Genomic DNA, 23,269 nt, shown 5'->3' with positions numbered 1-23,269 from the left:
GAAGGGGAGGGCCCGAGGCCTGCGAGCGACCTCGGGCAGAGGGCGCTACTGCGTCATCAGGGCTTCGAGCTTTTCCTGGTCGCGGGCGAACTGACGAATGCCCTCGGCCAGCTTCTCGGTGGCCATGGCATCTTCGTTCATGCCCCAGCGGAACTGGCTCTCGTTGAGTTGCTGGCGCGCCTCACCGTGGTTGCCTGGCTTGAGCTTGCGCGGCAGCTCACCGTTGTCGTCGCTCAGCTGTTGCAACAGTTCCGGGCTGATGGTCAGGCGGTCGCAGCCAGCCAGTTGCTCGATCTGGTTGACGTTGCGAAAGCTTGCGCCCATCACCACGGTGTCGTAGCCGTTGGTCTTGTAGTAGTCGTAGATGCGCGTGACCGACTGCACCCCCGGATCATCGGCGCCGGTGTATTCCTTGCCGGTGCTCTTCTTGTACCAGTCGTAGATACGCCCCACGAACGGCGAAATCAGAAACACCCCGGCATCGGCGCAGGCCTGGGCTTGGGCGAAGGAGAACAGCAGGGTCAGGTTGGTCTGGATGCCTTCCTTCTCCAGCTTCTCGGCGGCGCGGATGCCTTCCCAGGTGGAGGCCAGCTTGATCAGCACGCGGTCTTTGCTGACCCCGGACTGCTCGTACAGCTCGATCAGATGCCGAGCCTTGTTCAGCAGCGCCGCTTCATCGAACGACAGCCGCGCATCGACTTCAGTGGAAATGCGCCCCGGAATCGCCTTGAGAATGCCGCTGCCCACCGCCACCGCGAAGCGGTCGCAGGCAAGATCGACATCGCCCTTGGCCTCGGCCTTGACCTTGCTCAGCAGGTCGGCATAACCGGCGATGGCGGCTGCCTTGAGCAGCAACGAAGGGTTGGTGGTGGCATCGACCGGTTTGAGACGGGTAATGGCATCCAGGTCACCGGTGTCGGCGACCACGGTGGTGAACTGCTTGAGTTGTTCCAGCTTGGAGGTCATGGCGTGCTCTTTCCTGTGCGAGGACTCGACATTACCCGAGCCCCACCAGCCGCTCAAGGATGGCAGGACAAGTCGGATAGGGCTGTCAGTTTCGAGTCGGCGTCGCGCGCCAGGGTTCAGTTCATCGGCCCTGCAACAGCTCAGCGGCCTGATCGAACACCGCCAGCGGCTCGGGATGCTTGTGAATGTCCGACGACAGCAACTGGCGGAACCGCCGCGCCCCGGCAAAACCCTGACCCAGCCCCAGAATGTGCCGCGTCACATGGTGCAACGCGCCGCCGCTTTGCAGATGCGCGACGATGTAGGGTCGCAGCCTGGCAATGGTCTCGGCCCGACTGATCACCGGCGCCGAACTGCCGAACAAGCGCTGATCGACCTCCGCCAGCAGGTAAGGATTGTGGTACGCCTCACGCCCCAGCATCACCCCATCGAAGGTCTGCAAGTGCTGCTCGCATTCGTCCAGAGTCTTGATGCCGCCGTTGAGGACGATTTCAAGATCGGGAAAATCCGCCTTCAACTGCGCCGCCACGTCATAGCGCAACGGCGGAATGTCACGGTTCTCCTTCGGCGACAGCCCTTCGAGAATGGCGATCCGCGCATGCACGGTGAAACTCCGGCATCCTGCCTCACGCACCCGCCCGACGAAATCGCACAGCTCGGCATAACTGTCACGGCCATTGATGCCGATGCGGTGCTTGACCGTCACCGCAATCCCCACCGCATCGCGCATCGCTTTGACACAATCGGCCACCAACCCCGGATGAGCCATCAGGCACGCGCCGATCATGTTGTTCTGCACCCGATCACTCGGACAGCCAACGTTTAGGTTGACCTCGTCATACCCCGCACCCTCCGCCAACCGCGCACACCCCGCCAAATCCGCCGGCACACTCCCACCCAACTGCAACGCCAACGGATGCTCCGCCTCGTCATGGCGCAGGAAACGCTGCGCGTCCCCGTGCAGCAGGGCGCCGGTGGTGACCATTTCCGTATACAGAAGCGTATGGCGCGAGAGCAGGCGCAGGAAGTAGCGGCAGTGACGGTCGGTCCAATCCATCATCGGCGCAACGCTGAAGCGGTGAGACGGCTCAGGGCGCATGTTTGCTGGTTTTGACTCAATATTTAGGGGCATTTTGACTTACGCGTTTTGGTGCCATTTTCGAGCGTTTTTGGGCGTTTTCGGTGTGACAGTGGTACGCTGTACCACCACCAATTGCGCTTGTACCACCGGAAACCATGGCGACGATCAGAGCAAGGAAAAAGGCCGATGGGACGGTTAGCTACACCGCCCAGATCCGCCTCAAGAAAAAAGGTGTCATAGTCTACCAAGAAGCCCAGACCTTCGCCCGAAAGCAGGCCGCTCAGGCATGGGCCAAGCGACGTGAAACCGAGTTGGCCGAGCCGGGTGCAATCGAGCGCGCTAAGCGTCAGGGCCTGACGGTCAGGCACATGATCGAGCGCTATCTGTTGGAAGCTGAGAAGGCTCGGCCCCTAGGCGAAAGTAAGCGACGCACGCTTGGTGCTATCCAGCGAAGCCCGCTGGGTGACGTAGTCGACTCAGATATTTCGCAGAAGGTGCTGGTTGACTATGCATTGTGGCGTATGAGCCCTGAGGGTGGGGAAGTGAAGCCGCAAACTGCCGGCAATGACCTAGCTCACCTGGGCTCGGTAATGTCACTCGCTCGAGCCGCCTGGGGCTATGAAGTGAATGCCCTTGCCATGAAAGACGCACGCCTCGTGCTCAAACAGTTCGGCTACAACATGCGTAGCCGCGAGCGAGATCGTAGACCGACCTTGGCTGAGCTTGATCTGGTGCTTGAGCACTTCTTCGAGATGCTGCAGCGCAGGCCCACGGTCATACACATGCCGAAAGTCGTGGCGTTTGCTATCTACTCGACACGCCGGATGGACGAGATTGCCCGAATTCGCTGGCAGGATCTCGATGAGCACCGGCAGGCAGTCAAGGTGCGAGACATGAAAAACCCTGGTCAGAAAATTGGCAACGATGTGTGGTGCCATTTGCCAGATGAAGCATGGCAGATCGTGCAGAGTATGCCTAAAGAGTGCGACGTGATTTTTCCCTACAACACAGACTCCATCGGTACAGCGTGGGCGAGAGCTTGCAGGCTCATGGGCATTGATGGTCTGCATTTCCATGACCTGCGTCATGAGGGAGTGAGTAGGCTGTTTGAGATGGATTGGGATATTCCGAGGGTAGCGAGCGTATCAGGCCACCGAGACTGGAACTCGATGCGACGTTATACACACCTGCGCGGACGTGGTGATCGGTATAAGGATTGGCCTTGGTTGGAGCTGATTGTCAAATCCCAAGTCAGTCTCGGCGGGCGGGTTGTTAATAAAGGCGCGTAATGAAGCCCCATCTTTTCCGCTTGAGGAATACATCGGAGGAACAGAGGATATCGGTGTAATAGCCAAACTGGGCGGTAGGTGGAATCGGCAATCTGATTTTCTCCAGGTCGCAGCACAGTCGCGTTGACCGTCTGAGGTCGTTGTCCGGAGCTGCCGATTACGAGCGGTTGTCATAGAATGAGGCTGCATGCGGCAGGTCCTTGCTACGTCCGAAAGCCGCTAGTAGACAGGTAGGTGGCAAAATAGTAGCTTCAGGCAAGCTATGGCATGGGAGCAAATGGCCGTAGTGGATGACAACCAGCCAAGGAAGCGATATGCACCGCATTGTTAAGTCCCATCTAAATAACTTCGTAAAGAGCTTTGGGTTTGAGAGCGATCCAGAGGATCAGCAGTTTGAATACTTTTGTAACTATGCAGTGCTTTACTCGCGGTGTGCGTCTGGCTTTGATTTGGACGACATTACAACAAGCGCCGGAGATGATGGAGTAGACGGGATAGCAATTATACTCGATGAGGAAATCATAATATCTGATGAAGATGCCCGTTCAGCATTCCGGACTGATCGTAAGAATCATGATATGGAAGTCGTTTTCATTCAAGCTAAAACTTCTGATGGCTTCGACCTCGGCGATTTCTTAAAATTTAAAGAGTCAATTTTGCGGTTTCTGAGTGAAGACCCTTACCTGGCAGTAGATGCGGTTCAGAAAAATGCAAGATGCGTATTTGACGAGTGTATTGGAAATGTTCCTAAAATTCGCAATGGCAAGCCCAGGCTAACTGTTCGCTTCATCAGTACTGGTAACTACCTTGCTCCAAAAGAATTTGTCAATGCAATTGCTGCTTTTGAAAAACAAGTCGAGGATTTAGGCTACTTTTCGGAAGCAGATATAAAGTGCTTTGGTCGTAATGAGTTGACTGAGCTATGGGTTTCTACCTATTCTGGGATCACAGCACAGCTTCCTCTTTTTGGCTCCGCTCCACTACCAACAATTGCTGGTATTGAAGAGGGTTATTTGGTTGTTGCGCGGGCAGTGGATGTGGTGGCTAACTTGCTGGTTGCAGAAGACGGCAGTCTTCGGACTCAAGTTTTCGAAGAGAATGTGCGAGCATACTTAGGTGGTGATAATACCGTAAACCAGTCAATTGCTGAGACGCTCAACAGCAGTGCAGCTTCTACTCGCTTCCCTGTGCTGAACAATGGGATAACAATAGTCAGTCCGGACATTCGCTTACAGGGGAATATATTGCATCTGGAAAATTTCCAGATAGTAAATGGTTGTCAAACCTCTAACATTCTTTATGAAAATAGAGGGAAGTACGATGACAAGGTTATGGTTACGCTTAAGGTAATTGAGACATCCAGTGAAGATGTGTTTTCGGAGTTGGTGAGAGCTACGAACAGTCAGTCTAAAGTTGATGAGACTCAATTTTTAACTCTGCGCCCTATTATAAAACGTGTTGAGCAATTATTTAATTCTTTTGAGGGGCAGGATGGGCGTCTCTACTTTGAGCGTAGAGAGAAACAGTATTTCGGTAAAGAGGTGCCTGCCATTCGTACCTTTAATATCAATACTGTTGCCAAGTGCGTCGCTTCGATGTTTTGTCATCGTCCTGATTTGGCTTATCGCTACCCCAAGAAAATGTACGAGACCTTGTCTGGCGTGATGTTTGATGAAGAAAACAAGGAGGTTATATTCTACGCCTCTTGCTTGGTCTTGTATCGACTTCACCTATATGTTGCTAGCAGTAGCGTCCCTCAAAATATGAGGCGGTTCAAATGGCATATTCTTGTCTTGGTATGCGCGATTATCGCCGGCAAAGAAAAGCCTGGGCTAAAGTCTAAAAAGATGGAGGCTTACTGTCAGAAAATTATCGATAAGCTAACCAAGCCCAGCGAACATGCTCTAGCCCCATTTAAGCAGGCAGTTGATATACTCAACACTTTTGGTGAGATTTCAGACGATAGGCTGAAGAGGCAGGTCGTTCTTGACGAAATGCTTGCCGCGGTGCCTGATACTAGTTCTGCTAAAAAACCTCGAAGTGCAGTGCGGACCAAGGTTTAAATGGTCTCTCATAGTTCTTCTATATCAGTATTAAAGTGGTCTCGATTGGTGGCTGTCATTTTTTAGATAGTCGGTAAAGGATGATTTTATCATTCCAAGATTTTAGAGTGGAATTTCTTGAAGCTGCCGGCTTCATATCTCGAATCTGGCAGCATCAAGTTAATAGCTTTTACCAGCGTATCGTGCCGGGATGATTATATATGTTAGTGCTACTTGGTAGTCAGTGCGACAGTAGATTTATACTTGGTGAAAGCAAGATTTTCTAAAATAAATTAATTATCTTATCGGTTTTAGCTCGTTCCTCTGCTTAATTGAATGAATTCTTTTCTAGCAGCATCTCTCTGCTGGTCGAGATAAATTGCTAGGTCTGCAATGTGTATTCCTTTAGCACTCTTCTGGCTTGATTCCAATCTAGTAATAGGCAATTTGATCTGTCCGGCTAGCACTTTTCGCTGAAAAATCTCAGGAGTGAGGTGGGTGAAATAGTCACAGCAGATCTGCTCTAGAGAAATTATCGCTTTCCCGTTGTACTGCGCCATGAGTATAAAAGCGGTGTTCATATCCAAACCCCCCATGCGATCTCTGCTGGTGCGATCAGTTGATCGCCATTACGTACTGCTTCGAGCTTGCTTGCGTAGGTCCCTAACCGACTCAGCCAAATTGTTGCGGACGGGATATTCACACTTTGATCGATGACCTGAGAAAGCTGCCTGAAGACCTCTTTCGCAATCAGCTCTGGCGCAAGGTCTCCATAGCAACTGACGTTCCCTATTGCGTAGGCTAGTGAGTTCTCAGTAAATGTAACGAGGGTGACGTCGCGTGATGGGCTATTCGAGTGAGTCATGCGACTTCTCCTGTTACTGAGGTAGCGGCGTTAGCCTCAAGTTCGCTCTGCACTCGAAGCGCGAGAGAGCGCAAGTAGGTGGCCTGTTGCTCAGCACGCCTGACCCAAAGCTCAGCTCCTTTCATTTGCCACCAAGTCCGCACGGCTAGGTTGAGCGTCTCGGACGCACTGACTAATGCCTCAAAATCCGCGCGAGCCACTGCCAGGCCGGTGTAGGACATGATGCGTTCTTCCAGATCCACAATGGTCAGACGGCGCGCCTCCATGGAATTATCAAAGTGGGCCTGGAGGTATGCCAGCTCGGCCCGCTTGTCGGCCACTGCTCGTTCGAGATCTTTAATCTGAGCCGTGTGAAGCGCCTGCTGTACTTGCTTCCCCTCATCGACGCCGAGTGAGTGAGCGCCTCGGCGAGTTGCTGACAACAGGAGAGGAAGCGCCACCAACGTGGCGAGCCAAGTAACGGCCAAAGCAATAGCTTGGTGATGTGGTTGCATGTGCTGTGCTCCTTATCACCCAGCGCCGAGGCTGTGAGAGGTCGGCTGCGGGCGAAATGCCCCTGAAGACCGGGGCCGTCTATTTCATTTTGGTTGTGATACTTCTTGTGCCTGACCGTCCAGATAGTCAGCTAGGTCATGCAGGTAGATCACATGCTGCGCTTTGGTTGAGTTGTGCAGCTTCCTTAGCTTCAGTTTGATCTGCCCTTTCTGGATCAGCTCCCGGAAGCGCCGGTCCGTCCTGATATGAGAGAAGTAGTGCTCTCGCACAGCGGTCAGCGTCGGGCACGGCGTAGACCACTGGGTTCGCAACTGTTGCAAGGTCGGACTCATGCGCGCTCCCCGAGCCCCTCTTGTATGGGCCGGAGCTGGGCGTGCACGGCCTGAGCCAGATGACCCTTGCAACTGCCAGTCGCAGCCGCACAAATCTCCCCGCGCTCGTTGGTCACGACCGCGCCTACGGGGAGGTCTGGGTTGGTAGTGGTCGTGATGTACGCGACCTGGTCTGCTGAGATGACGCTGTTCACGCTGTCGAGAGCGTCACGCAAGGCCATCTCTTCCTGTGATAGATGCCCGGACTCGGTACGGCCATTAGCCACGTCCTGTAGGAAGTCGCGCAGTGACATGTACTTGTTGGGTTCGCTCCGGCATAGCGTCAGCGAAGCCATGCATGGACCGAACTCAACGGTCAGGTGATGTGCATTGGTGTCGTTTTCGACCTGAATCACAGCCGGACAAGTCGTCTCTGGCCGCGAGAGAAGGCAGTGAGTGGTACCACCTACGTCGAGCACGTTCTGCAGCAGCATCACCTGCTTGAGGGAGAGTGTGAATTCGCTCATGGCCGCGACCCTGTTTGAGCGCCACGAACGGCCAGGGCCGTACCTGATGCTGTGACGATGACTCGCAGACCGGTGCTGTTTTGGAAGTCGTGTACAGCGCGCGAGCTGCTGCAGGCTGTGGGATGGACTACGACCGTATGAGGCCCGTTGTGCTGTGCTGTTTTCATTACCGTGTCCTGTATGAGAGAGGATGACACGGTCTGAAATTAGCAAAAGCTAATCAGCTATTCAATAGCAAATGCTAAATTTCTTGGGCGCGGCTGAGAGCTGCCCGCCTAGGCAATTCTCAGTGGAGGTAAGGAATCAGAGGCGCTTGGCGTTCCAAGCCAGCAGGACCCTGGCTTGAATGTTCATGCGGTCAATCATCGTCAGATCGATGATGATGGGAGGGTAGATAGGGTTGTCCGAAATCATCCGCAGCTGGCCCCCAGTCATGCGCTGCAGCCGCTTGATGTAGAGGTCACCGTCGAGCGAGAAAACGTAGATGGCATCTGTTTTGACCTCATCGATCCCACGGTCGACCAGCAGCGCATCCCCATCTGCGAAAGTACCCGACATGCTATCGCCAGAGCCGGAGATAATGGCGAGGTTCTCGACTTTCGAGAATGTCAGGCCCTGCATCCGCAGCCAGTCTAAATGCACGGTCATGTCCCGGATGACTTCGATGTGCGAGAGCGGCACGGCCTTGCCATGACCCATGGACGCAGCGACGTCCAGATGGGGGATCACCACATAGTTCTTGTCTGGGGCCTTCCTGGCTGACAAGCGGACGACATTGTCCGGTTTGGGAACTATCGCCCCGTCTGCAGGCGGGGACGTCAGCGTGCCCGCCGCCACCCCGATCTTGGTTTCGAGCGTGAGCGCAGCTTTCTCGCCCAGTTTGCGATGGCCGTTCAGCAGCTGCGAAAGGTACGACGCGTCAAGGTCGTGCGTCTCAGCGAATTCTTTTTGGCTGAGAGCTCCCATGAGCTTGCGAAGGGCGGCGATACGCCGTGCGTTGATATCCATACCGCGATAATTGCTTTCCGTTAGCAAACAGTAAATTACAGGATGCTATTGTCTTGATGATTAGCAATTGCTAATCTCGCCGCCCATGGAGGTGTCCTATGACGCTGAGCGAGTACCTGAAAACGATGGACAAGGAAGGGCTTGCAGACTTCGCCCGCTGCTGTGGGACGTCTGCCGGCCAGTTAAAGCAGGTGGCCTACGGTAATCGACGCGCGAGCGCTGGATTGGCGGTGTGCCTGGATCGGGAAACGCACGGGACAATCCGCTGCGAAGTAATGCGGCCTGATATCGATTGGGCCTACTTGAGAAACGCCAGTAATTAGGGTGCTGGACCGGGGCCTCTCACCTCCCCAGTCCAGCGACGACGACGCACAGCACAGCACATCGGTCGTGGTTGTAGGATAGGTCTTACCTGATCCTGTGACTACACCGTAAATCGAGGTTTTACGGTTATGAGTCGCATTGATTTACTGCCGGACGCAGGTCCGGTGCTAACGCTTCGCCAAGCGATTTATCGCGCAGGTCGCGATTACCATGGCGGCATTACCAAGCTCGCGTTCGACATGGGGCTTGAGGTCGATACCCTGCAGAAGAAGCTGCACCACAACGAAGAGCGTCGCTGGCCGACACCAGACGAGCTGGAAGAGATCGTGCAGTGGACGGGCGACTCTCGTTTGCTTGACGCCCTTGTGCGACCTGCAGGTGCTGTCTGGTATCGACCCGAGCCAGTCCCTGCAACCAATCAGGCCTTGAAGGCCGTTGCCCACTTACTCGAAGAATCCAGCCAGTTTGTCGGTAGTCTGCACAGCGGTGCCGCTGACAACGTCTGGAAGCTCAGCGAAGTGCTGGATCTTGAGCAGCGCGGGATGGACGTTATTCGTCAGGTACTCGCCATCATGGCAGGTGCCCGTCAGGCGATGGAGGACGCTGTCCATGGCTGATGCAGTCGACATTGCAAACGATCAGGTCGAATACTTCCTTCAGGTCTCGCTGGACCGCCGTAGCCGGGCGGTGGTGAAACCCAGTGCAGAGTTCTGCGACGACTGCGGCGAGCCCATTCCGTTGGCGCGTCAGCAGTTCGTCGCCGGCTGCGAAACCTGCGTCAATTGCCAGCAACTGCGGGAGCTGCGCCGATGAGCGAGCGCCCAACTACTGCCACAGCTGCTTGGGCGCGGCGTTACATCGAAACCTTCGGTCTGGCCCTGGTTCCCATCGAGCCAGGCGAGAAGGGTCCGAAAGGTAAGGGCTGGAACAATCCTGGTGGTTACTACACCGATGCCTCCGAAGCCGAAGCGTTCTGGCAGACCCGCCCGCAACACAACTTGGGCGTCGTGCTCGGGCCTAGCCGCGTCTGCTCGCTTGATGTGGATGACGTGGAGCTGACCCGCCTGGTGCTGACCCAGACGCTTGGGCTCGACGTGGACGCCATTGCCGCCGCCTATCCGACCTGTGTCGGCAACCCCGCACGGTTCAGAGTCATGTTCCGAGTCCCTGACGGTGTAGAGCTGAGCCGACACTCGCTGGTCTGGCCCAACAAGACCGACCCTGACGGCTCCATCTACAAGGGCCTCATGGCTCAAGTGAAGCTCGCCAAGGATGCGGGAGACGAGGTACGGGAGTCGGCATTTCGCATGGCGGCCGACCCGTTCAAGAAAATCACTGTCTTCGAGCTGAGAGGGGGCTTGGTACAGGATGTGCTGCCGCCTTCCATTCACCCAGCTACCGGTCAGCCCTACATATGGCGCACACCGCCACAGGCTGGTGGGTTGCCGGAGCTGCCCGCCGAGCTGCTGGGCATCTGGCAGGACTGGGACAGCTTCAAGTCGCAGGCGGAGGATGCTTGCCCTTGGAAACCAAAGCCTGCCTCTGTCGCATCGCGACCCGCGCCAAGGCAGGCAGCTGCAGCCGTGCGAAGCGGCGAGCGACTGCCCGAAGTGATTCCTGAGTTCAATCGTCGCCATGATATCGCCACGATGATCGAGGCTCACGGCTACCAGCGGATCGACGGGAAGTGGCTTTGTCCGCAGAGCAGCAGCGGCGATCCGGGTGTGACCATCATTGATGGCAAGCTCTACTCGCATCACACCTCCGATCCTCTGGCCAACGGCCACAAAAACGATGCGTTCGATGTTTTTTGCATGCTGATGCACGATGGCGACCGTCGTGCTGCGACGCGAGCGGCTGCACAGATCCTCGGTATCGAGGCAAAGTCCCGCCCACCCAGCCCACCCAGCCCACCGCCCTTGGGGGAGCTTCCCCGTGCCCCATCATTGGCTGAGCAGGCCGAGCAGGCCGAGCAGGCTGAGCGGGCTGTTGCGGGTGAAGACGACGCACAGCACGACCCTCAGCCACCTACTCCAAGCGTTATACCCAGCCAGGCCGACTCCTCGGCCACTGGGGGGGCAGGGGGCGCAGGGCTCAACCTGGACTCGGCCATGCGCCGCTTCGCGCTCGTCGAAGGCACTACCCACGTATGGGATCTCGATAAAGCACGCCTCATGAAGCGGACTGGCTTTGAAGCGTTGGTCGGCAAGCCGCTCCACAAGGAGTGGATGGAACAGGTCAATAAGAAGCTGATCGCCGCTGAGCAGGTGCAGGAGCTGGAGCAGGCGAAGCGTCTGGCAAGCAAGAAGGGTGGAGCACTCAAGCTCGACCCGCTCGAACGCTACATCTACATCGACGGGACGAAAGAGGCCTGGGATCGCGAGAAGAAACGTCGTCTGCCCGAGGGCAGCGTCAAGATGGCACTGGGCGACGCCTATCAGCTTTGGTTGAACAGCCCGGATCGGCGTGTGGTTGATGTCGACCACATCGTGTTCGACCCGACCATGACCAAAGATCCAGCGCTGTACATAAACACTTTCGAAGGTCTTCCGCTTGAGCCTGTCCGCGACGATGCCGCGTGCGAGAACCTGCGCTGGCTGATCGCGTTCCTGTGCAACAACGACGTGGAGGCTCTGGACTGGCTAACCAAGTGGCTGGCGTACCCGCTACAGCACATGGGCGCAAAGATGGATACCGCGATCCTCTTCCACTCCACCATGGAGGGCTCCGGCAAAAGCCTGCTGTTCGCCGACATCATTGGCGAGCTTTACGGCCGGTACGGTGCAACGGTCGGTCAGACTCAGCTGGAAGGCAATTTCAACGCCTGGCAGAGCGGCAAGCTGTGGGCGGTGTTTGAAGAGGTGGTCAGCCGCGACCAACGTTACAACCAAGTGGGCAAGATCAAACACATGATCACCGGCAAGACGGTGCGCATGGAATCCAAGTTCATCAACGGCTGGGAAGAGACCAACCATATGAACTCGGCATTCCTGAGCAACGAGATCATGCCGTGGCCGATCAGCGAAGACGACCGCCGGATGCTGGTGATGTGGCCGCTGGAAACCCTCTCGCCCGAGCGTCAGAAAGCAGTGGCACGCGAGCTGGCCAACGGTGGCGTAGCAGCGCTCTACGGCTGGTTGCTGTCGGTAGACCTGGGGGATTTCAACCAACGCACCCGACCACCGAAGACCGAGGCTCGGCAGCGGCTGGTCGAGTTGAGCCGCACAGCCTGGCAGACCTTCTTCTACCTTTGGCGCGCCGGCGAGCTAGGGCAGGGCCTTTGGGGCTGCTGCCTGACCTCTGACGTCTACGCCATGTTTCTCGAATGGTGTTCACACAATAAGGAAAACTCCATGAGCCACACCAAATTCTCGCTGATGCTCGGTGCGAAGGTGGAGAAGACGCGCGCCATTCCCTGGACCGATGCCAACACAAGACGGTTTGCTGCGTTCTTCATGCCCACCGATGGCGATCCTTCCCTGCCCCCATCGTTGAAGTCGGCCGAGCTGGGGGCAAACGTGATCGAGTGGCGGGCTAGGGCAAAGCGGTCTGGCTGGAATGTGGACGGCTGGGATCACGTTAAACGGGTGCTTGCCGCATGACGCTATCCAGAATTGTGTCGGGTGTGTTGGGTATGTGTTGGGTCGGTTCTTTCAACACAACACACGTTCGGACCCCGTATGTCGTGGCGTTGAGGTGCTGTGTGTCGGGTGTGTTGGGTTTGAGTACGCGCACGCGCATGCGCATCTGTTTCAAGGCTGAAAAAGTGAAGGCAATTTTTTTCTATGCGAGCTTCAAACAACCCAACACACCCAACACACTCAACAAGTACCGTTTTAGATCATTGAATTTATTGGGTTTGAGCAGTGTTGGGTATGTGTTGGGTTGTGCCAATTCAGTGTTGGCTTTGTTAGAGGGGGCTTCCCAGTGACGTGCGTCAGCGAATCGGAAGTGCGACGCCTGCTCCGGCTGGCAGAGCATCAGATAGAAATGTCAGACCTCATTGATCAAGCCTCACGGCTGCGGTTGGTAGGCGAACTGATGAAGCATTGGGGCGAGAAGCGCCGCCAGCATGGACTGGGCGCCAGTCTTGGCAGCCAGATGGGGACGATCATGGAGTGGAAAGGAGCAGCACCAAGGGGCGGCACTTCGGGCGCCCGGATTTTAGTGAGTGGTGCGGGCCTGGATCATGCGGCGGCAGAAGTGGAGGCGGCGGTGTGCCAGCTTGAGCGCCGCGACTCACGCGGTCAGGTGCTGGCCAAGCTGGCTGAGCTGCGGTACCTGCACGAATTAACGGTACGGGATCAGATGCGCGAGGTTGGCTTGGCCGAAGGCGCTGATCGGACCTACCGGAACTGGGTTAAGGCCCTGCATTTGCAGGTGTTCGCCATTCTGGCAGCGCGCACGGGTCGCGTACGTGGGCAGACCGTTCGTCGGGTAGGAATGCGCCGAGTGTGCGTCGAGGATGCGCCGAAGTAGCGCTGAAGCGGACTACCGAAAACAGTACCTTTTCGGTTTTTCCGGTGGCCTGTAAAAAGGCGTCACGATATCAAAAGTGCGCTTAGGCGCTTCCCCTGCAAGCACCGCGCTGTGCAAACGCTCCGACCTGTCGGCGCATTGAGAACCCTGCCAAATGGCGGGGTTTTCTTTTTCCGGTGCCGTGCTCTGCCTATGAGGCTTACATGAACAGCGAGCAACAAGCGTTAGTGGAGATGCCGATCTGGATGGTGATCATCTTGTCTTTGGTCGGCGGGGTGTCAGGCGAGATGTGGCGGGCGGATCGAGCGGGAGCGCGCGGGTGGAGCTTGGTGCGACGAATCGTGCTGCGCTCTGGGGCATGTGTGGTGTGCGGCATGGCGACAATCATGTTGCTCTATTCGATGGGCGCTTCGATTTGGGCGGCGGCGGCATTCGGTTGCCTGACCGCCACCGCCGGCGCTGACGTCGCCATCGGCCTGTACGAGCGCTGGGCCGCCAAGCGGCTGGGCGTCTGCGATCTGCCGCCGCCTGGCGGGCCAGCCCAGTGACCCCGAAAATTTCCCGGCCGGCGCCGGGGCCCCAGCTTTTTGGGTCCTCCCCCGGCCCCGCCCCCTACACGGGTGCGCAGACTCGCGGTTTCCCTGCAGCAGGAGTTTTAACAGGGATGTCCGTCTTTTCAAGGACTTAGCGATGGGCAAGACAGTTACCAAACTCGAACTGAGCGAAATCGTCGGGCGTGATGAACGCACCTTGAGCCGCTGGCAAAAGGACGGCATGCCGGTAATCGAGTTTGGCGTAGGGCGGGGCAACGAAAACCAGTACGACACGCAGCTGGTCATCGACTGGCTGATGCGCCAGGCCGCCCTTAACGGCAAGAAGGAATCCACCCGTGATCGCCTGGACCGAATCCGGGGCGACCGCGAAGAGCTGGCGCTGGCAAAGGACCTGGGCGAGGTCGTGATCGAAGCCGACCTGGTGCAGCGCTTCGAGGCGGTGATCACCGCCGCCAAGATCGAGCTGCTCAACACGCTACCCGATGAACTGGCCGAGACGTTGTCCGCGCAGTACGGCGTGCAGATCGATGACCAGCTGATTCGCCAACCCATCGAATCGATACTTAGGAGACTGTCCGCGTATGACGAGGACGACGATCTCGCTGGGGATTCTGACGAGCCGGACGATGCGGAGGGCTCTGAAGAAGACGGCGAGTAAGGCAATGGGGCGGGTATGCCGCAAGTGGGCTCCGCCGCCACGCATGACCATCATCGAGTGGGCCGACAAGTACCGTTGGCTGGCCCCGGAAGAATCCGCCACCCCTGGCAAATACCGCTTCGACAAGACACCGCATCTGATCTGGCCGGGCGGCCCACTGGAGGCGCTTGACGACCCGAACGTCGGTGAGATCGTCGGCCGCAAGTCGGCCCAGGTGGCCTGGACGTCAGGCGTGCTGGGCAACGCACTGGGCAAGTGGATCGACCTTGATCCCTCACCGATCCTGATCCTGTTCCCCAAGGCCGAGGCCGCCAAGCAGTACGTGGCGGAAAAGCTGGAGCCGATGATCGAGGCGACCAGACGGCTGGGCAAGAAGGTCGACCTGCGCAGCCGTAAGCTGCAGCAGCGCCAGGACTTCAAGCGCTTCCCCGGCGGCTTCCTGAAAATGGTCGGCTCCAACAGCCCTGCCAGCGTGAAGTCGACGCCGGTACCGCGCGTGGCTATCGAAGAGCCCGACGACTGCAACCTCAACCTGCGCGGGCAGGGCGACAGCATCAAGCTGGCGAAGGAGCGTCTGAAGACCTTCCGGCGCTCGAAGATCATTATCGGCGGCACGCCGACCATCAAAGGGCTGTCGGCCATCGACGCAGAGCTTGAGCTGTCTGACAAGCGCGTGGGCCTGGTGCCGTGTCATGGCTGCGGGCAATCGCACGCGTTGAGCTTCGAGCATCTGCACTGCGACGAAGACCCGCACTACACCCATGAGGTCTACCGCAAGCGCCGACCGGAGACGGCCTATTACGCTTGCCCGCACTGCGGCGAGATATGGGACGACCACCAGAAAAACGCCAACCTGCGGCACGGGCGCTGGGAGGCCACCGCCGAGTTTCGCGGGATCGCCGGCTACATCCTCAACGAGCTGTATGCCACGTTCCACGGCTCGCGGTTTGAAGTGCTGATGGAGAAGAAGCTGCAGGCCGAGCATGCCGCCTCAATGGGCAACATTGGGCCGATGATCGCCTTCACCAACAGCTCGATGGGCGAAAGCTACGAGTACAAGAGCAACGCGCCCAAGACCGACGAACTGGAGAAACGCGCCGAGCCCTATGCCGAGCTGACAGCGCCGAAAGGCGTTTTGCTGGTTACGGTCGGTGTGGACGTGCAGGGCGACCGCCTGGCGCTGGTGATCATCGGCTGGGGCAGGGGAGAAGAGTCCTGGCGGTTGTACTGGGGCGAGCTGCCCGGTAATCCCATCGATCCGAACGACGCTGTGTGGGGCGAGCTGGATCGCATCATCGCTACGCCCATCCCGACCGAGGGCGGCGCGCAGATCGCGGTTTCGGCCGTCAGTATCGACAGTTCGGACGGCAACACCAGTGATGCGGTTTACACCTACGTGCGCGACCGTCAGCGCTTCAACATCATGGCGATCAAGGGCGCGTCGATTGACAGCCGCGACCGGGAGATCTTCACCAAGCCGGCGCAGTCGACCGATACCAGCCAGGACAACACCAAGGCGGCCAAGTACGGCCTGCGCGTATTCATCGTTGGAACGCACAAGGCCAAGACGCTGATCGACGGCCGCATGCGGCTCAAGGGTAGCGGGCCTGGGCGCATGCACTGGTACAGCGAAATCCGCGCGGACTACTACGAGCAGTTGACCAATGAAGTCCTGGCCCCCCATCCGCGCATCCCCAGCCGCATGGTCTGGCAGAAAAAGGCCGGCCGGCGCAATGAGGCGCTCGACTGCGAGGTGTACGCCCTTCACGCCGCGCGCAGCCTGAAAACGCACCTGCTGCGCGATCACGAATGGGACCAACTGGAGCAGCAACAGCTGCAGCCCACCCTTTTCAATACCGAGCAGGCGGTGGCGCCGGTCCCACGTCGAGCGGTCGCTCGCGGTCGTGGCACGCGGAGTCGCGTCGGCTAATCGAGGTTCACCATGACAGAAGCAGAACAACGCCTGGCGGAAGTCAGGGCGGCGATCTCGGCCGTCCTGAAGAACGGCCAGCGGCTGCGCCGTGCCGACCGGGAGATCCAGTTGGCCGAACTCAACAGCCTGCGGCTGCTGGAAAAGCAGTACGCCGATCAGGTCGCGCTGGAGCAAGCCGCGCGGGCACGACGTGGGCGCAACCGCATCTCCTACGTGGGGCTTTGAGCATGTGGCCGTTTCGTAAACGAGAATCCGCAGCTGAGCAGCTGATGGGGGAGGCGATCCGGGTGGCGAGGGCTTCGGTCGAAGGCCAGCAGATCGTTGCCCAAGGTGGCGGCGGCGGTGTTGAAACCCGCTGGCGCGGTGCCTCGCGGGTACTGCGTAGCGTTGCGAGCTGGATACCTGGCCTGGGCAGCCCACGGCGTGACTTCAACCAAAGCGAGCGGCGCATGCTGGTGGCGCGCTCACGCGATGCGATGCGTAACCACCTGGTGGCTCGCGCTGCGATCACCCGGCTGCGTACCAACGTGGTGGGCACTGGCCTGGTCTGTCGGTCTCAGGTCGACCATGAAGCGCTGGGCATCACCGAAGAGCAAGCCGAGCAGCTCAACGCCAAGCTCGACAGACTCTGGTCGCTGTATGCCGACGACCCGCGTGAATGCGATGCCGAAGCCACGCTCAACCATTACCAGTTGCAGGCCCTGGTGCTGGTGTCCTCGATGGTGGCTGGCGATGTGTTCGTGGCCAGCCCTGATCAGGAGCGCGCTGGCTGCCTGTTCAGCACACGTCTGCAGCTGATCGAGTCCGACCGGGTGGGCAATCCAAACAGCGGCATGGATCGGGCAGATCTGGTCGAGGGTATCGAGTTCGACGGCCTGGGCGCGCCAGTGGCCTACCACGTCTGCACCGGCTATCCCGGTGAGCATCTGGCAGGCAATCCCCTGCGCTGGGAGCGTCTGCAAGTGTTCGGTGAGGCAACAGGACGCCGACGAGTGCTTCACGTCATGTCGGACAAAGAGCGGCCCGGCCAGAAGCGCGGCGCGCCGTACCTGTCACCTGTACTGGAGCCGTTGCAAAAGCTGGAGCGCTACAGCAGCGCCGAACTGATGGCCGCCGTGATCTCGGCCATGTTCACCGTCTTCATCAAGAAGGGCGACAACTTCCAGTCGGGCAACCTGCCGATGTCGGCGCTGGCAGAAGAGCAGCCCGGCGGTGACGACACGTCGGACGGCGAGCTGGCGCTGGGCGAGGGTGCCATCGTGGACCTTGGCGTGGGCGAAGAGCCAATGGTGGCCAACCCCAGCCGGCCGAATGCGCAGTTCGATCCGTTCTTCACGGCAGTGGTGAAAGAGATCGGCGCAGCGCTGGAGCTGCCGATGGAAGAGCTGCTGTTGCATTACAGCAGCAGCTACAGCGCCGCGCGTGCCGCCATGCTGCAGGCGTGGCGGTTCTACAGCCTGCGTCGCTGGTGGCTGGCGTGCGACTTCTGCCAGCCGAGCAGGGAGCTGATCATCGATGAGGCGGTGGCCCGTGGGCTGATCAGCCTGCCCGGCTACAGCGATACCGCCAAGCGCAAAGCCTATTGCCAGGCCATCTGGATCGGCCCGGCACGCGGTGCCATCGATGAACTCAAGGAAGCCAACGCGGCAGGCAAGCGCATCGAGATCGGCGTCAGCAACGAGACGCTGGAAACCGCTGCCATGACCGGCGAGCCCTGGCAGCAAGTCATCCGGCAACGCACCCGCGAAGTCAGCTACCGGCGCGAGCACAACATCCAGGCCCTGCCCAAGGGCGGTCTGGAAGACCCGCCCGAACCCGAACCCAAAGAGAACTGACCATGCCAAGAGCACTGGAGCTGGCTGCCTCGCAGCCCTGGCTGATGCTGCCTGACGCCCTGGACAACCTGCTGACCATCTCGGACCGCATGGGTGATCCGCTCGCGCTGGCTACCAAGCGCGGCGAACAACTGGAAGAGACCCGCCGGGTCACGCTGCGGGGCAACGTTGCATTGGTGCCCGTCATCGGGCCGATCTTCCGCTACGCCAACCTGTTCACCGAGATCAGCGGCGCGACCAGCACCCAAGTGCTGGCCAGTGATATCCAGCGGGCGCTGGACGACCCCAAGGTCAAGTCCATCGTCCTCAACATTGACAGCCCAGGCGGCGTGGCGTCGGGCATCAACGAGCTGGCCGAGCTGATCTATCAGGGGCGTTCGCGCAAACGCATCGTCGCTTACATCGGCGGCCTCGGCGCGAGCGCGGCCTACTGGATCGCCTCGGCGGCGCACGAAATTGTCATCGACGAAGCCAGCCTCGCCGGAAGCATTGGCGTGGTAGTGGAAGCCGTCATCGATGACGAGAAGGCCAGCGGCCGTACCCGCTACCAGATCGTCAGCCGCAACGCGCCTAACAAGCGCCCGGATCTTGCCACCGAAGAAGGCCGCGCCAAGCTCGGCGAGACCATCGACGCATTGGGCGACGTCTTCGTCGGCAAGGTGGCCCGCAACCTTGATGTGACGGCGGAGCAAGTCCCCGAGATGGGTGACCACGGCGGCATCCGCGTCGGTGCCGATGCCGTCAAGCACGGCCTGGCCCATCGGGTGGGGTCGCTGGAATCGCTGATCACCGAACTGGCCAAACCGGCCTTCAACTCAACAAGGACCCACACCATGACCACTGTTAAGACCACGGCAGACCTGCGTACCGCGCTCGCAGCGGGTACTGACCCAGCCACCATCGAAATCGCTCAGGCGGATCAGCCAGACCTCGCGGCTATTCGTACCGAGGCCGCGACCGCCGAGCGTGAGCGCATCAAGGGCATCAACGCGCTGGCCAGCAAGGGCTTCGAGAAGGAAGTCGAGGCGGCCATTGAAGATGGCAGCAGCGTCGAGGCGACCGCCATGGTGATGTTCAAGGCGGCGCAAGATCGCGGCATTTCGCTCTCCGGCATCAAGACCGATGCCCAGGGCGTGAGCGCTACCACCCCACCCGCAGGCGGCAAGGAAGGCGAGCGCAAAGCTGCCGTCAGCGCAATCGTTGCAGGCGCTTCGCGCCGTTGATAGGAGCCCGACATGTCCAACCCCGAACGCAAGACCTTCCTGCCGACCCAGCTGTCGGCAGGCGATTTCCCCATCGTCATCGACACCGGCGTGATTGCGGCCGGTCAGGTACTCAAGCGCGGCGCTGTCTTGGGGCAGGTCACCGACAGTCATGAATACGTGCTGTGCAAGACCGCTGCTCAGGACGGATCGAAGGCACCGACAGCCATCCTCGATCAAGACGTCGACACCACGGATGGCGCCAAGACCGCTCCCATCCGGCTCACCGGCCAGGTGCTCGGCAACCAGCTCTCGCTTGGCGAGGGTCTGACCCTCGCAGCTGCCAAGGCCGCGCTGCGACCTCTCTGCCTCTTCATCCGTTAACGGAGCCCCCATGACCGATATTTTCGACACCCTGACCATGCTGGAAGCCGTTGAGCAGATGAGTCCGCCGCGCCGCTTCCTGCTCAACACCTTTTTCAACGGCGGCATGCCCGAGACGTTTGGCACCGAGGCGGTGACCATCGACATCATCAAGGGCCAGCGCAAGATGGCACCGTTCGTTCACCCGACGCTGCCTGGTAGCGTTTCGCAGCGCACGGGTTTCACGTCCTCTACCTACAAGCCGCCTTACATCCAGCCCAAGCGTTCCACGCGTGCAGAGCTGATCCTGAAGCGTTCGGCCGGCGACAACCCGTTCTCCACACGTACCGCGCTGGAGCGTGCGGGTGAGCGGCTTGGCCGCGACCTGCTGGAACTGGACGAAGAAATCATCCGCCGGGAAGAGTGGATGTGCGCCCAGGCGCTGACCACCGGCAAGATCCGTGTGGTAGGCGATGGAGTAGACGACACCATCGACTTTCTGATGGAGGAAACCCATAAGGTCACGCTGGCGAATGGCCGTTGGGACACCGACAGCTCTGACCCTATCGGCAATCTGCGTCAGTGGCGGCGTCTGATTGCCAAGGACTCCGGCCGTTCGGCCAACGTCGCCGTGCTGAGCAGCGGTGCGCAGGATGCGTTCCAGAGCAACAAGAAAGTGCTGGAGCAACTCAACAGCCGCCGGGTCGACATGGGCCTCATCAAGCCCCAAGAGTTGCCGGACGGCGTGACCTACATCGGCTACCTGAACGACCCCGGCGTCGACTTGTACGCCTATGACGAGTGGTACGCCGACGACGACGGCAAGGATCAGCCAGTGATCCCCGAAGGCGGCCTGATCCTCGGTTCCACTTCGACCCGCAATGCCATGCTGTACGCCGCGATTCAGGACATGGAAGCCATCGAGAGCGGTCTGGTCGAAGCGGCGCGCTTCCCTAAGAGCTGGGTGACTCAGGAGCCAAGCATGCGCTGGTTGAAACTGCAGTCGGCCCCGCTGGCCGGCCTGCTCGAACCAAACGCTTTCCTCTTCGCGAAGGTGGTGTGACATGGCCGGTAAGGTTGAATACGTCGTGGTCGATGGCTGCATTCAGGACGGCAAGCAGATCGTCAAGAAGGGCGAGGTCTACTCGTCCTCGAGCAAGGAGCTGACCGAGCAACTGATCAAGGAAGGCAAGATCGGGCGTCGAGGGCAGCTGCCGGCTGCTGGGACCGACGATGACGACGGGGCCTGACCATGGTCTTCCGGGAAAACGTCGCGTTCATGGACTCCGCGCTGCTGGAGGTGCTCGGCGATGAGGCGGAGATCGATGGCATGGCTGACCCGGTCACTGGCTTCTTCTCGGCCCCCTGGCTGCAACCCAAGCTCGGCCAGATCAACACCGGCCTGCGCGAGCCCACGTTTGCCGTGCGGATCATGCACGCGAATGGCATCAAGGAAGGTATGCACCTGGTCATCAAGCTCGCGCCGGAAGACGGTGGCGGACGGTATGTCATCGCCGCTCGCAAGCCAGATGGCACGGGGTGGATCAACCTGACTCTGCGGGAGGTTCGATGAGCGTAGGTAGTTACCACAAGATCTCCGCCGACGCCGGCCTGCTGACCTTGCAGCTCGACCCGAAAAGCCTGAGCGGCTATGACGAGTTCGCCCGGCTGGTCCCCAAGGCCATCACGGCTGCCCAGCGCCGAGCTATCAACAAAACCCTGCGCTGGCTGCGCAGCCAGGTTTCCCGCGAGGTGGGCCGTGAGCAGCGCATTGCGGTTACCGCCGTCAGGCAGCGGCTCAAGGCGTACATGTCGGGCAGCAACGGCCAAGGGAAGCTCTGGTTCGGCATCCGTCCGCTCGAAGCCAGCCGAGCTGGCCGCGCGCGGCAGAGTCGCACCGGTGTGTCGGTGGCAGGGCGGCGCTACCAAGGTGCGTTCTTCAAGACTGTCTATGGCGGTCGGCCTGACATCTGGATACGCACGGCCAGCAAGCACTTCGATGCCAGCCAGTTCCCCGATGTCGAGGCCGCGCGCGGCGGTAATCGCTCTGGCTGGATCGCGGAAAACGGCAACCGCTTCCCGCTGGCGAAAGCCAAGATCTCGCTGGATGACGTGCGGCCGCATTTCGAGGCCTGGACTCGCAAGGCGCACGAACGCCTGCGGGTGGTCATGGAGCAGGAGCTGAACTTCGAACTGCTCAAATACTTGAGGAAAACGGGCAATGGATGAAGAGACGATTCCGCTGGCCGGGGTGTATGCGGCCATCGAGCAGCACATCAGGGACGCGGTACCGGGCCTGGCCTACGTCGGCACGATGCCGGAGCGCCTCGAAGTGGTGCCGCCGCCTGCGGTGGTGCTGGAACTGGCCGGCTTCGAAGCGGCCGAAAGCGATCCCGGTACCGGCGAGACGGCTATCGATGCCCGCTTCGAGGCGCGGGTGATCGTGCCGGCCGAGGAAGCCAACTGCCTGCACATCGCCGCTTTCGTCGCGGCGCAGATCGCGGTGCTGCTGCGTATGCAGACCTGGGGGCTGCCCATCGGCTTTGCCGAGTTTATCCGCGCCGAGCGTGACTGGGGCCGGCCTGAGCTAGACAGCTTTGCGGTCTGGGTTGTGGAGTGGAGCCAAGTGCTCTACCTCGGCAAGGAAGAATGGCCGTGGGAGATCCAGCCACCGGGCTCGCTGGTCGTTGGCTTCGACCCTGACACCGGTCCGGGCAACGAGCCGCTCTACCGATCACCGGAAGAGGGGTTTCCATGAGCTATGCGACCGCCGAGCACGACCGCATGCTGGCCGGCTTGGTGATTCCCTGCCGGGTGGTTGCAGTGGACCTGGCAGCAGCCATGGTGCGGGTATCGGACGGCAGCGACTGGACCAGCGCCTGGGTCCGCTGGCACGCCTTGGCCGCCGGCAAGGCCCGGCACTGGCGTGCGCCAAGCCTGGGCGAGCAGGGCGCTCTGGTGAGCCCCAGCGGCGACCCGGCGCAGGGCACGTTCATCCCCGGTCTGTACGGTAACGTTGGCGCGCAGCCGGACAATCGCGACCATGTCGAGGTGTGGCGCTTCGACGACGGCGGCTCGCTGGTCTACGACTGGGAGGCCCAGAGCTACACCATCACGCTGCCCAGCGGCACGGTCACCGTCGAGGTCGGCAGCAGCAAGGCGGTCGTCACTGACGATGCCATTACCGCCGAGTCGACCGTGATCACGGCCAAGGCCTCTGCCATCACCCTGGAGGGCATCGTGCAAATCAACGGCGAACTCAACGTCACCGGCAACATCTTCAGCGGCGGAAGCATCATCGATACTGCCGGCAACACACCCAACCACAAACACTGAC

28 protein-coding genes are annotated in these 23,269 nt (G+C 59.6%); 20 read left to right on the top strand and 8 right to left on the bottom strand.

Translation table 11 applies throughout. From position 1 onward, the window contains the following. Positions 1 to 45: 45 nt before the first annotated feature. Positions 46 to 966: a transaldolase gene (gene tal, locus H618_RS0106860; RefSeq protein WP_028694365.1), complete on the bottom strand. Its 921-nt coding sequence runs from the start codon at positions 964 to 966 to the stop codon at positions 46 to 48. A 121-nt stretch (positions 967 to 1,087) separates the two neighbouring features. Further along, positions 1,088 to 2,065, bottom strand: coding sequence for a tRNA dihydrouridine(20/20a) synthase DusA (dusA, locus tag H618_RS0106855; RefSeq protein ID WP_161628443.1), 978 nt, complete (start codon positions 2,063 to 2,065; stop codon positions 1,088 to 1,090). A gap of 137 nt (positions 2,066 to 2,202) precedes the next feature. Here dusA and H618_RS0106850 point away from each other — a divergent pair, with 137 nt between their 5' ends. Together H618_RS0106850 and H618_RS21385 are read left to right on the top strand one after the other, a co-directional pair. Continuing rightward, positions 2,203 to 3,336: a site-specific integrase gene (locus H618_RS0106850; protein WP_028694363.1), complete on the top strand. Its 1,134-nt coding sequence runs from the start codon at positions 2,203 to 2,205 to the stop codon at positions 3,334 to 3,336. 314 nt (positions 3,337 to 3,650) lie between these two features. After that, on the top strand, positions 3,651 to 5,399 hold the full coding sequence (locus tag H618_RS21385) for an AIPR family protein (RefSeq protein WP_050577238.1): 1,749 nt from the start codon (positions 3,651 to 3,653) through the stop codon (positions 5,397 to 5,399). A gap of 290 nt (positions 5,400 to 5,689) precedes the next feature. Here the strand turns inward: H618_RS21385 and H618_RS0106840 are convergent, their stop codons facing one another. From H618_RS0106840 to H618_RS0106820, 6 genes are all read right to left on the bottom strand, one after another. Next, on the bottom strand, positions 5,690 to 5,959 hold the full coding sequence (locus H618_RS0106840) for a pyocin activator PrtN family protein (protein ID WP_028694362.1): 270 nt from the start codon (positions 5,957 to 5,959) through the stop codon (positions 5,690 to 5,692). Then, positions 5,956 to 6,243, bottom strand: a complete 288-nt coding sequence (locus H618_RS22755; RefSeq protein WP_154660630.1) for a hypothetical protein — start codon at positions 6,241 to 6,243, stop codon at positions 5,956 to 5,958. Before H618_RS22755 ends, H618_RS0106840 begins: the two co-directional genes overlap by 4 nt. After that, positions 6,240 to 6,737, bottom strand: a complete 498-nt coding sequence (locus tag H618_RS0106835) for a hypothetical protein (RefSeq protein WP_028694361.1) — start codon at positions 6,735 to 6,737, stop codon at positions 6,240 to 6,242. Before H618_RS0106835 ends, H618_RS22755 begins: the two co-directional genes overlap by 4 nt. An 84-nt stretch (positions 6,738 to 6,821) precedes the next feature. Then, a complete protein-coding gene (locus H618_RS0106830) occupies positions 6,822 to 7,070 on the bottom strand; it encodes a pyocin activator PrtN family protein (protein WP_028694360.1) in 249 nt (82 codons plus the stop codon). After that, positions 7,067 to 7,576 carry a hypothetical protein gene (locus tag H618_RS0106825; RefSeq protein WP_028694359.1) on the bottom strand — a complete coding sequence of 170 codons (510 nt, stop codon included), beginning with the start codon at positions 7,574 to 7,576 and terminating at the stop codon, positions 7,067 to 7,069. Before H618_RS0106825 ends, H618_RS0106830 begins: the two co-directional genes overlap by 4 nt. A gap of 303 nt (positions 7,577 to 7,879) precedes the next feature. Then, positions 7,880 to 8,584, bottom strand: a complete 705-nt coding sequence (locus H618_RS0106820; RefSeq protein WP_028694358.1) for a LexA family transcriptional regulator — start codon at positions 8,582 to 8,584, stop codon at positions 7,880 to 7,882. A 98-nt stretch (positions 8,585 to 8,682) separates the two neighbouring features. Here H618_RS0106820 and H618_RS0106815 point away from each other — a divergent pair, with 98 nt between their 5' ends. From H618_RS0106815 to H618_RS0106730, 18 genes are all read left to right on the top strand, one after another. Continuing rightward, positions 8,683 to 8,907, top strand: a complete 225-nt coding sequence (locus tag H618_RS0106815; protein WP_028694357.1) for a transcriptional regulator — start codon at positions 8,683 to 8,685, stop codon at positions 8,905 to 8,907. Positions 8,908 to 9,036: 129 nt separating this feature from the next. Next, positions 9,037 to 9,525, top strand: a complete 489-nt coding sequence (locus H618_RS0106810) for a phage regulatory CII family protein (RefSeq protein WP_028694356.1) — start codon at positions 9,037 to 9,039, stop codon at positions 9,523 to 9,525. Beyond that, complete coding sequence (locus H618_RS0106805) at positions 9,518 to 9,721, top strand: TraR/DksA C4-type zinc finger protein (protein WP_028694355.1); 204 nt, start codon at positions 9,518 to 9,520, stop codon at positions 9,719 to 9,721. The genes H618_RS0106810 and H618_RS0106805 overlap by 8 nt, the downstream gene beginning before the upstream one ends. Then, positions 9,718 to 12,510, top strand: a complete 2,793-nt coding sequence (locus H618_RS0106800; protein WP_028694354.1) for a bifunctional DNA primase/polymerase — start codon at positions 9,718 to 9,720, stop codon at positions 12,508 to 12,510. Before H618_RS0106805 ends, H618_RS0106800 begins: the two co-directional genes overlap by 4 nt. Before the next feature lie 388 nt (positions 12,511 to 12,898). Further along, complete coding sequence (locus H618_RS0106795) at positions 12,899 to 13,387, top strand: hypothetical protein (protein WP_033727553.1); 489 nt, start codon at positions 12,899 to 12,901, stop codon at positions 13,385 to 13,387. A 203-nt stretch (positions 13,388 to 13,590) separates the two neighbouring features. Then, a complete protein-coding gene (locus tag H618_RS0106790) occupies positions 13,591 to 13,935 on the top strand; it encodes a phage holin family protein (protein WP_028694352.1) in 345 nt (114 codons plus the stop codon). Positions 13,936 to 14,077: 142 nt separating this feature from the next. Then, positions 14,078 to 14,599, top strand: a complete 522-nt coding sequence (locus tag H618_RS0106785) for a terminase small subunit (RefSeq protein ID WP_028694351.1) — start codon at positions 14,078 to 14,080, stop codon at positions 14,597 to 14,599. After that, on the top strand, positions 14,523 to 16,529 hold the full coding sequence (locus H618_RS0106780) for a phage terminase large subunit family protein (RefSeq protein WP_342663821.1): 2,007 nt from the start codon (positions 14,523 to 14,525) through the stop codon (positions 16,527 to 16,529). The genes H618_RS0106785 and H618_RS0106780 overlap by 77 nt, the downstream gene beginning before the upstream one ends. Positions 16,530 to 16,541: 12 nt before the next feature. Continuing rightward, positions 16,542 to 16,757: a hypothetical protein gene (locus H618_RS0106775; RefSeq protein WP_028694349.1), complete on the top strand. Its 216-nt coding sequence runs from the start codon at positions 16,542 to 16,544 to the stop codon at positions 16,755 to 16,757. Between the two features lie 2 nt (positions 16,758 to 16,759). Further along, a complete protein-coding gene (locus tag H618_RS0106770; RefSeq protein ID WP_028694348.1) occupies positions 16,760 to 18,367 on the top strand; it encodes a phage portal protein in 1,608 nt (535 codons plus the stop codon). A gap of 2 nt (positions 18,368 to 18,369) precedes the next feature. Further along, positions 18,370 to 19,590: a S49 family peptidase gene (locus H618_RS0106765; RefSeq protein WP_028694347.1), complete on the top strand. Its 1,221-nt coding sequence runs from the start codon at positions 18,370 to 18,372 to the stop codon at positions 19,588 to 19,590. A 12-nt stretch (positions 19,591 to 19,602) separates the two neighbouring features. Next, positions 19,603 to 19,953, top strand: coding sequence for a head decoration protein (locus tag H618_RS0106760; RefSeq protein WP_028694346.1), 351 nt, complete (start codon positions 19,603 to 19,605; stop codon positions 19,951 to 19,953). A gap of 10 nt (positions 19,954 to 19,963) precedes the next feature. Next, positions 19,964 to 20,995 (top strand): major capsid protein, encoded by a 1,032-nt coding sequence (locus H618_RS0106755; RefSeq protein ID WP_028694345.1) that lies wholly within the window; start codon positions 19,964 to 19,966, stop codon positions 20,993 to 20,995. 1 nt (position 20,996) lies between these two features. Then, complete coding sequence (locus H618_RS0106750; RefSeq protein WP_028694344.1) at positions 20,997 to 21,182, top strand: hypothetical protein; 186 nt, start codon at positions 20,997 to 20,999, stop codon at positions 21,180 to 21,182. Positions 21,183 to 21,184: 2 nt separating this feature from the next. Next, positions 21,185 to 21,505, top strand: coding sequence for a head-tail joining protein (locus tag H618_RS0106745; RefSeq protein ID WP_028694343.1), 321 nt, complete (start codon positions 21,185 to 21,187; stop codon positions 21,503 to 21,505). Further along, positions 21,502 to 22,161 (top strand): hypothetical protein, encoded by a 660-nt coding sequence (locus H618_RS0106740; RefSeq protein WP_028694342.1) that lies wholly within the window; start codon positions 21,502 to 21,504, stop codon positions 22,159 to 22,161. The genes H618_RS0106745 and H618_RS0106740 overlap by 4 nt, the downstream gene beginning before the upstream one ends. Then, positions 22,154 to 22,690 carry a hypothetical protein gene (locus tag H618_RS0106735; RefSeq protein WP_028694341.1) on the top strand — a complete coding sequence of 179 codons (537 nt, stop codon included), beginning with the start codon at positions 22,154 to 22,156 and terminating at the stop codon, positions 22,688 to 22,690. Before H618_RS0106740 ends, H618_RS0106735 begins: the two co-directional genes overlap by 8 nt. Then, positions 22,687 to 23,268 (top strand): phage baseplate assembly protein V, encoded by a 582-nt coding sequence (locus tag H618_RS0106730; RefSeq protein WP_028694340.1) that lies wholly within the window; start codon positions 22,687 to 22,689, stop codon positions 23,266 to 23,268. The genes H618_RS0106735 and H618_RS0106730 overlap by 4 nt, the downstream gene beginning before the upstream one ends. Position 23,269 lies beyond the last annotated feature (1 nt).

The sequence above is a fragment of the Pseudomonas cremoricolorata DSM 17059 = NBRC 16634 genome, from assembly GCF_000425745.1.
Taxonomy (GTDB): domain Bacteria; phylum Pseudomonadota; class Gammaproteobacteria; order Pseudomonadales; family Pseudomonadaceae; genus Aquipseudomonas; species Aquipseudomonas cremoricolorata.
The sequence above is the reverse complement of the archived record's forward strand: the minus strand, read 5'-3'. Positions and strand labels throughout refer to the sequence as shown.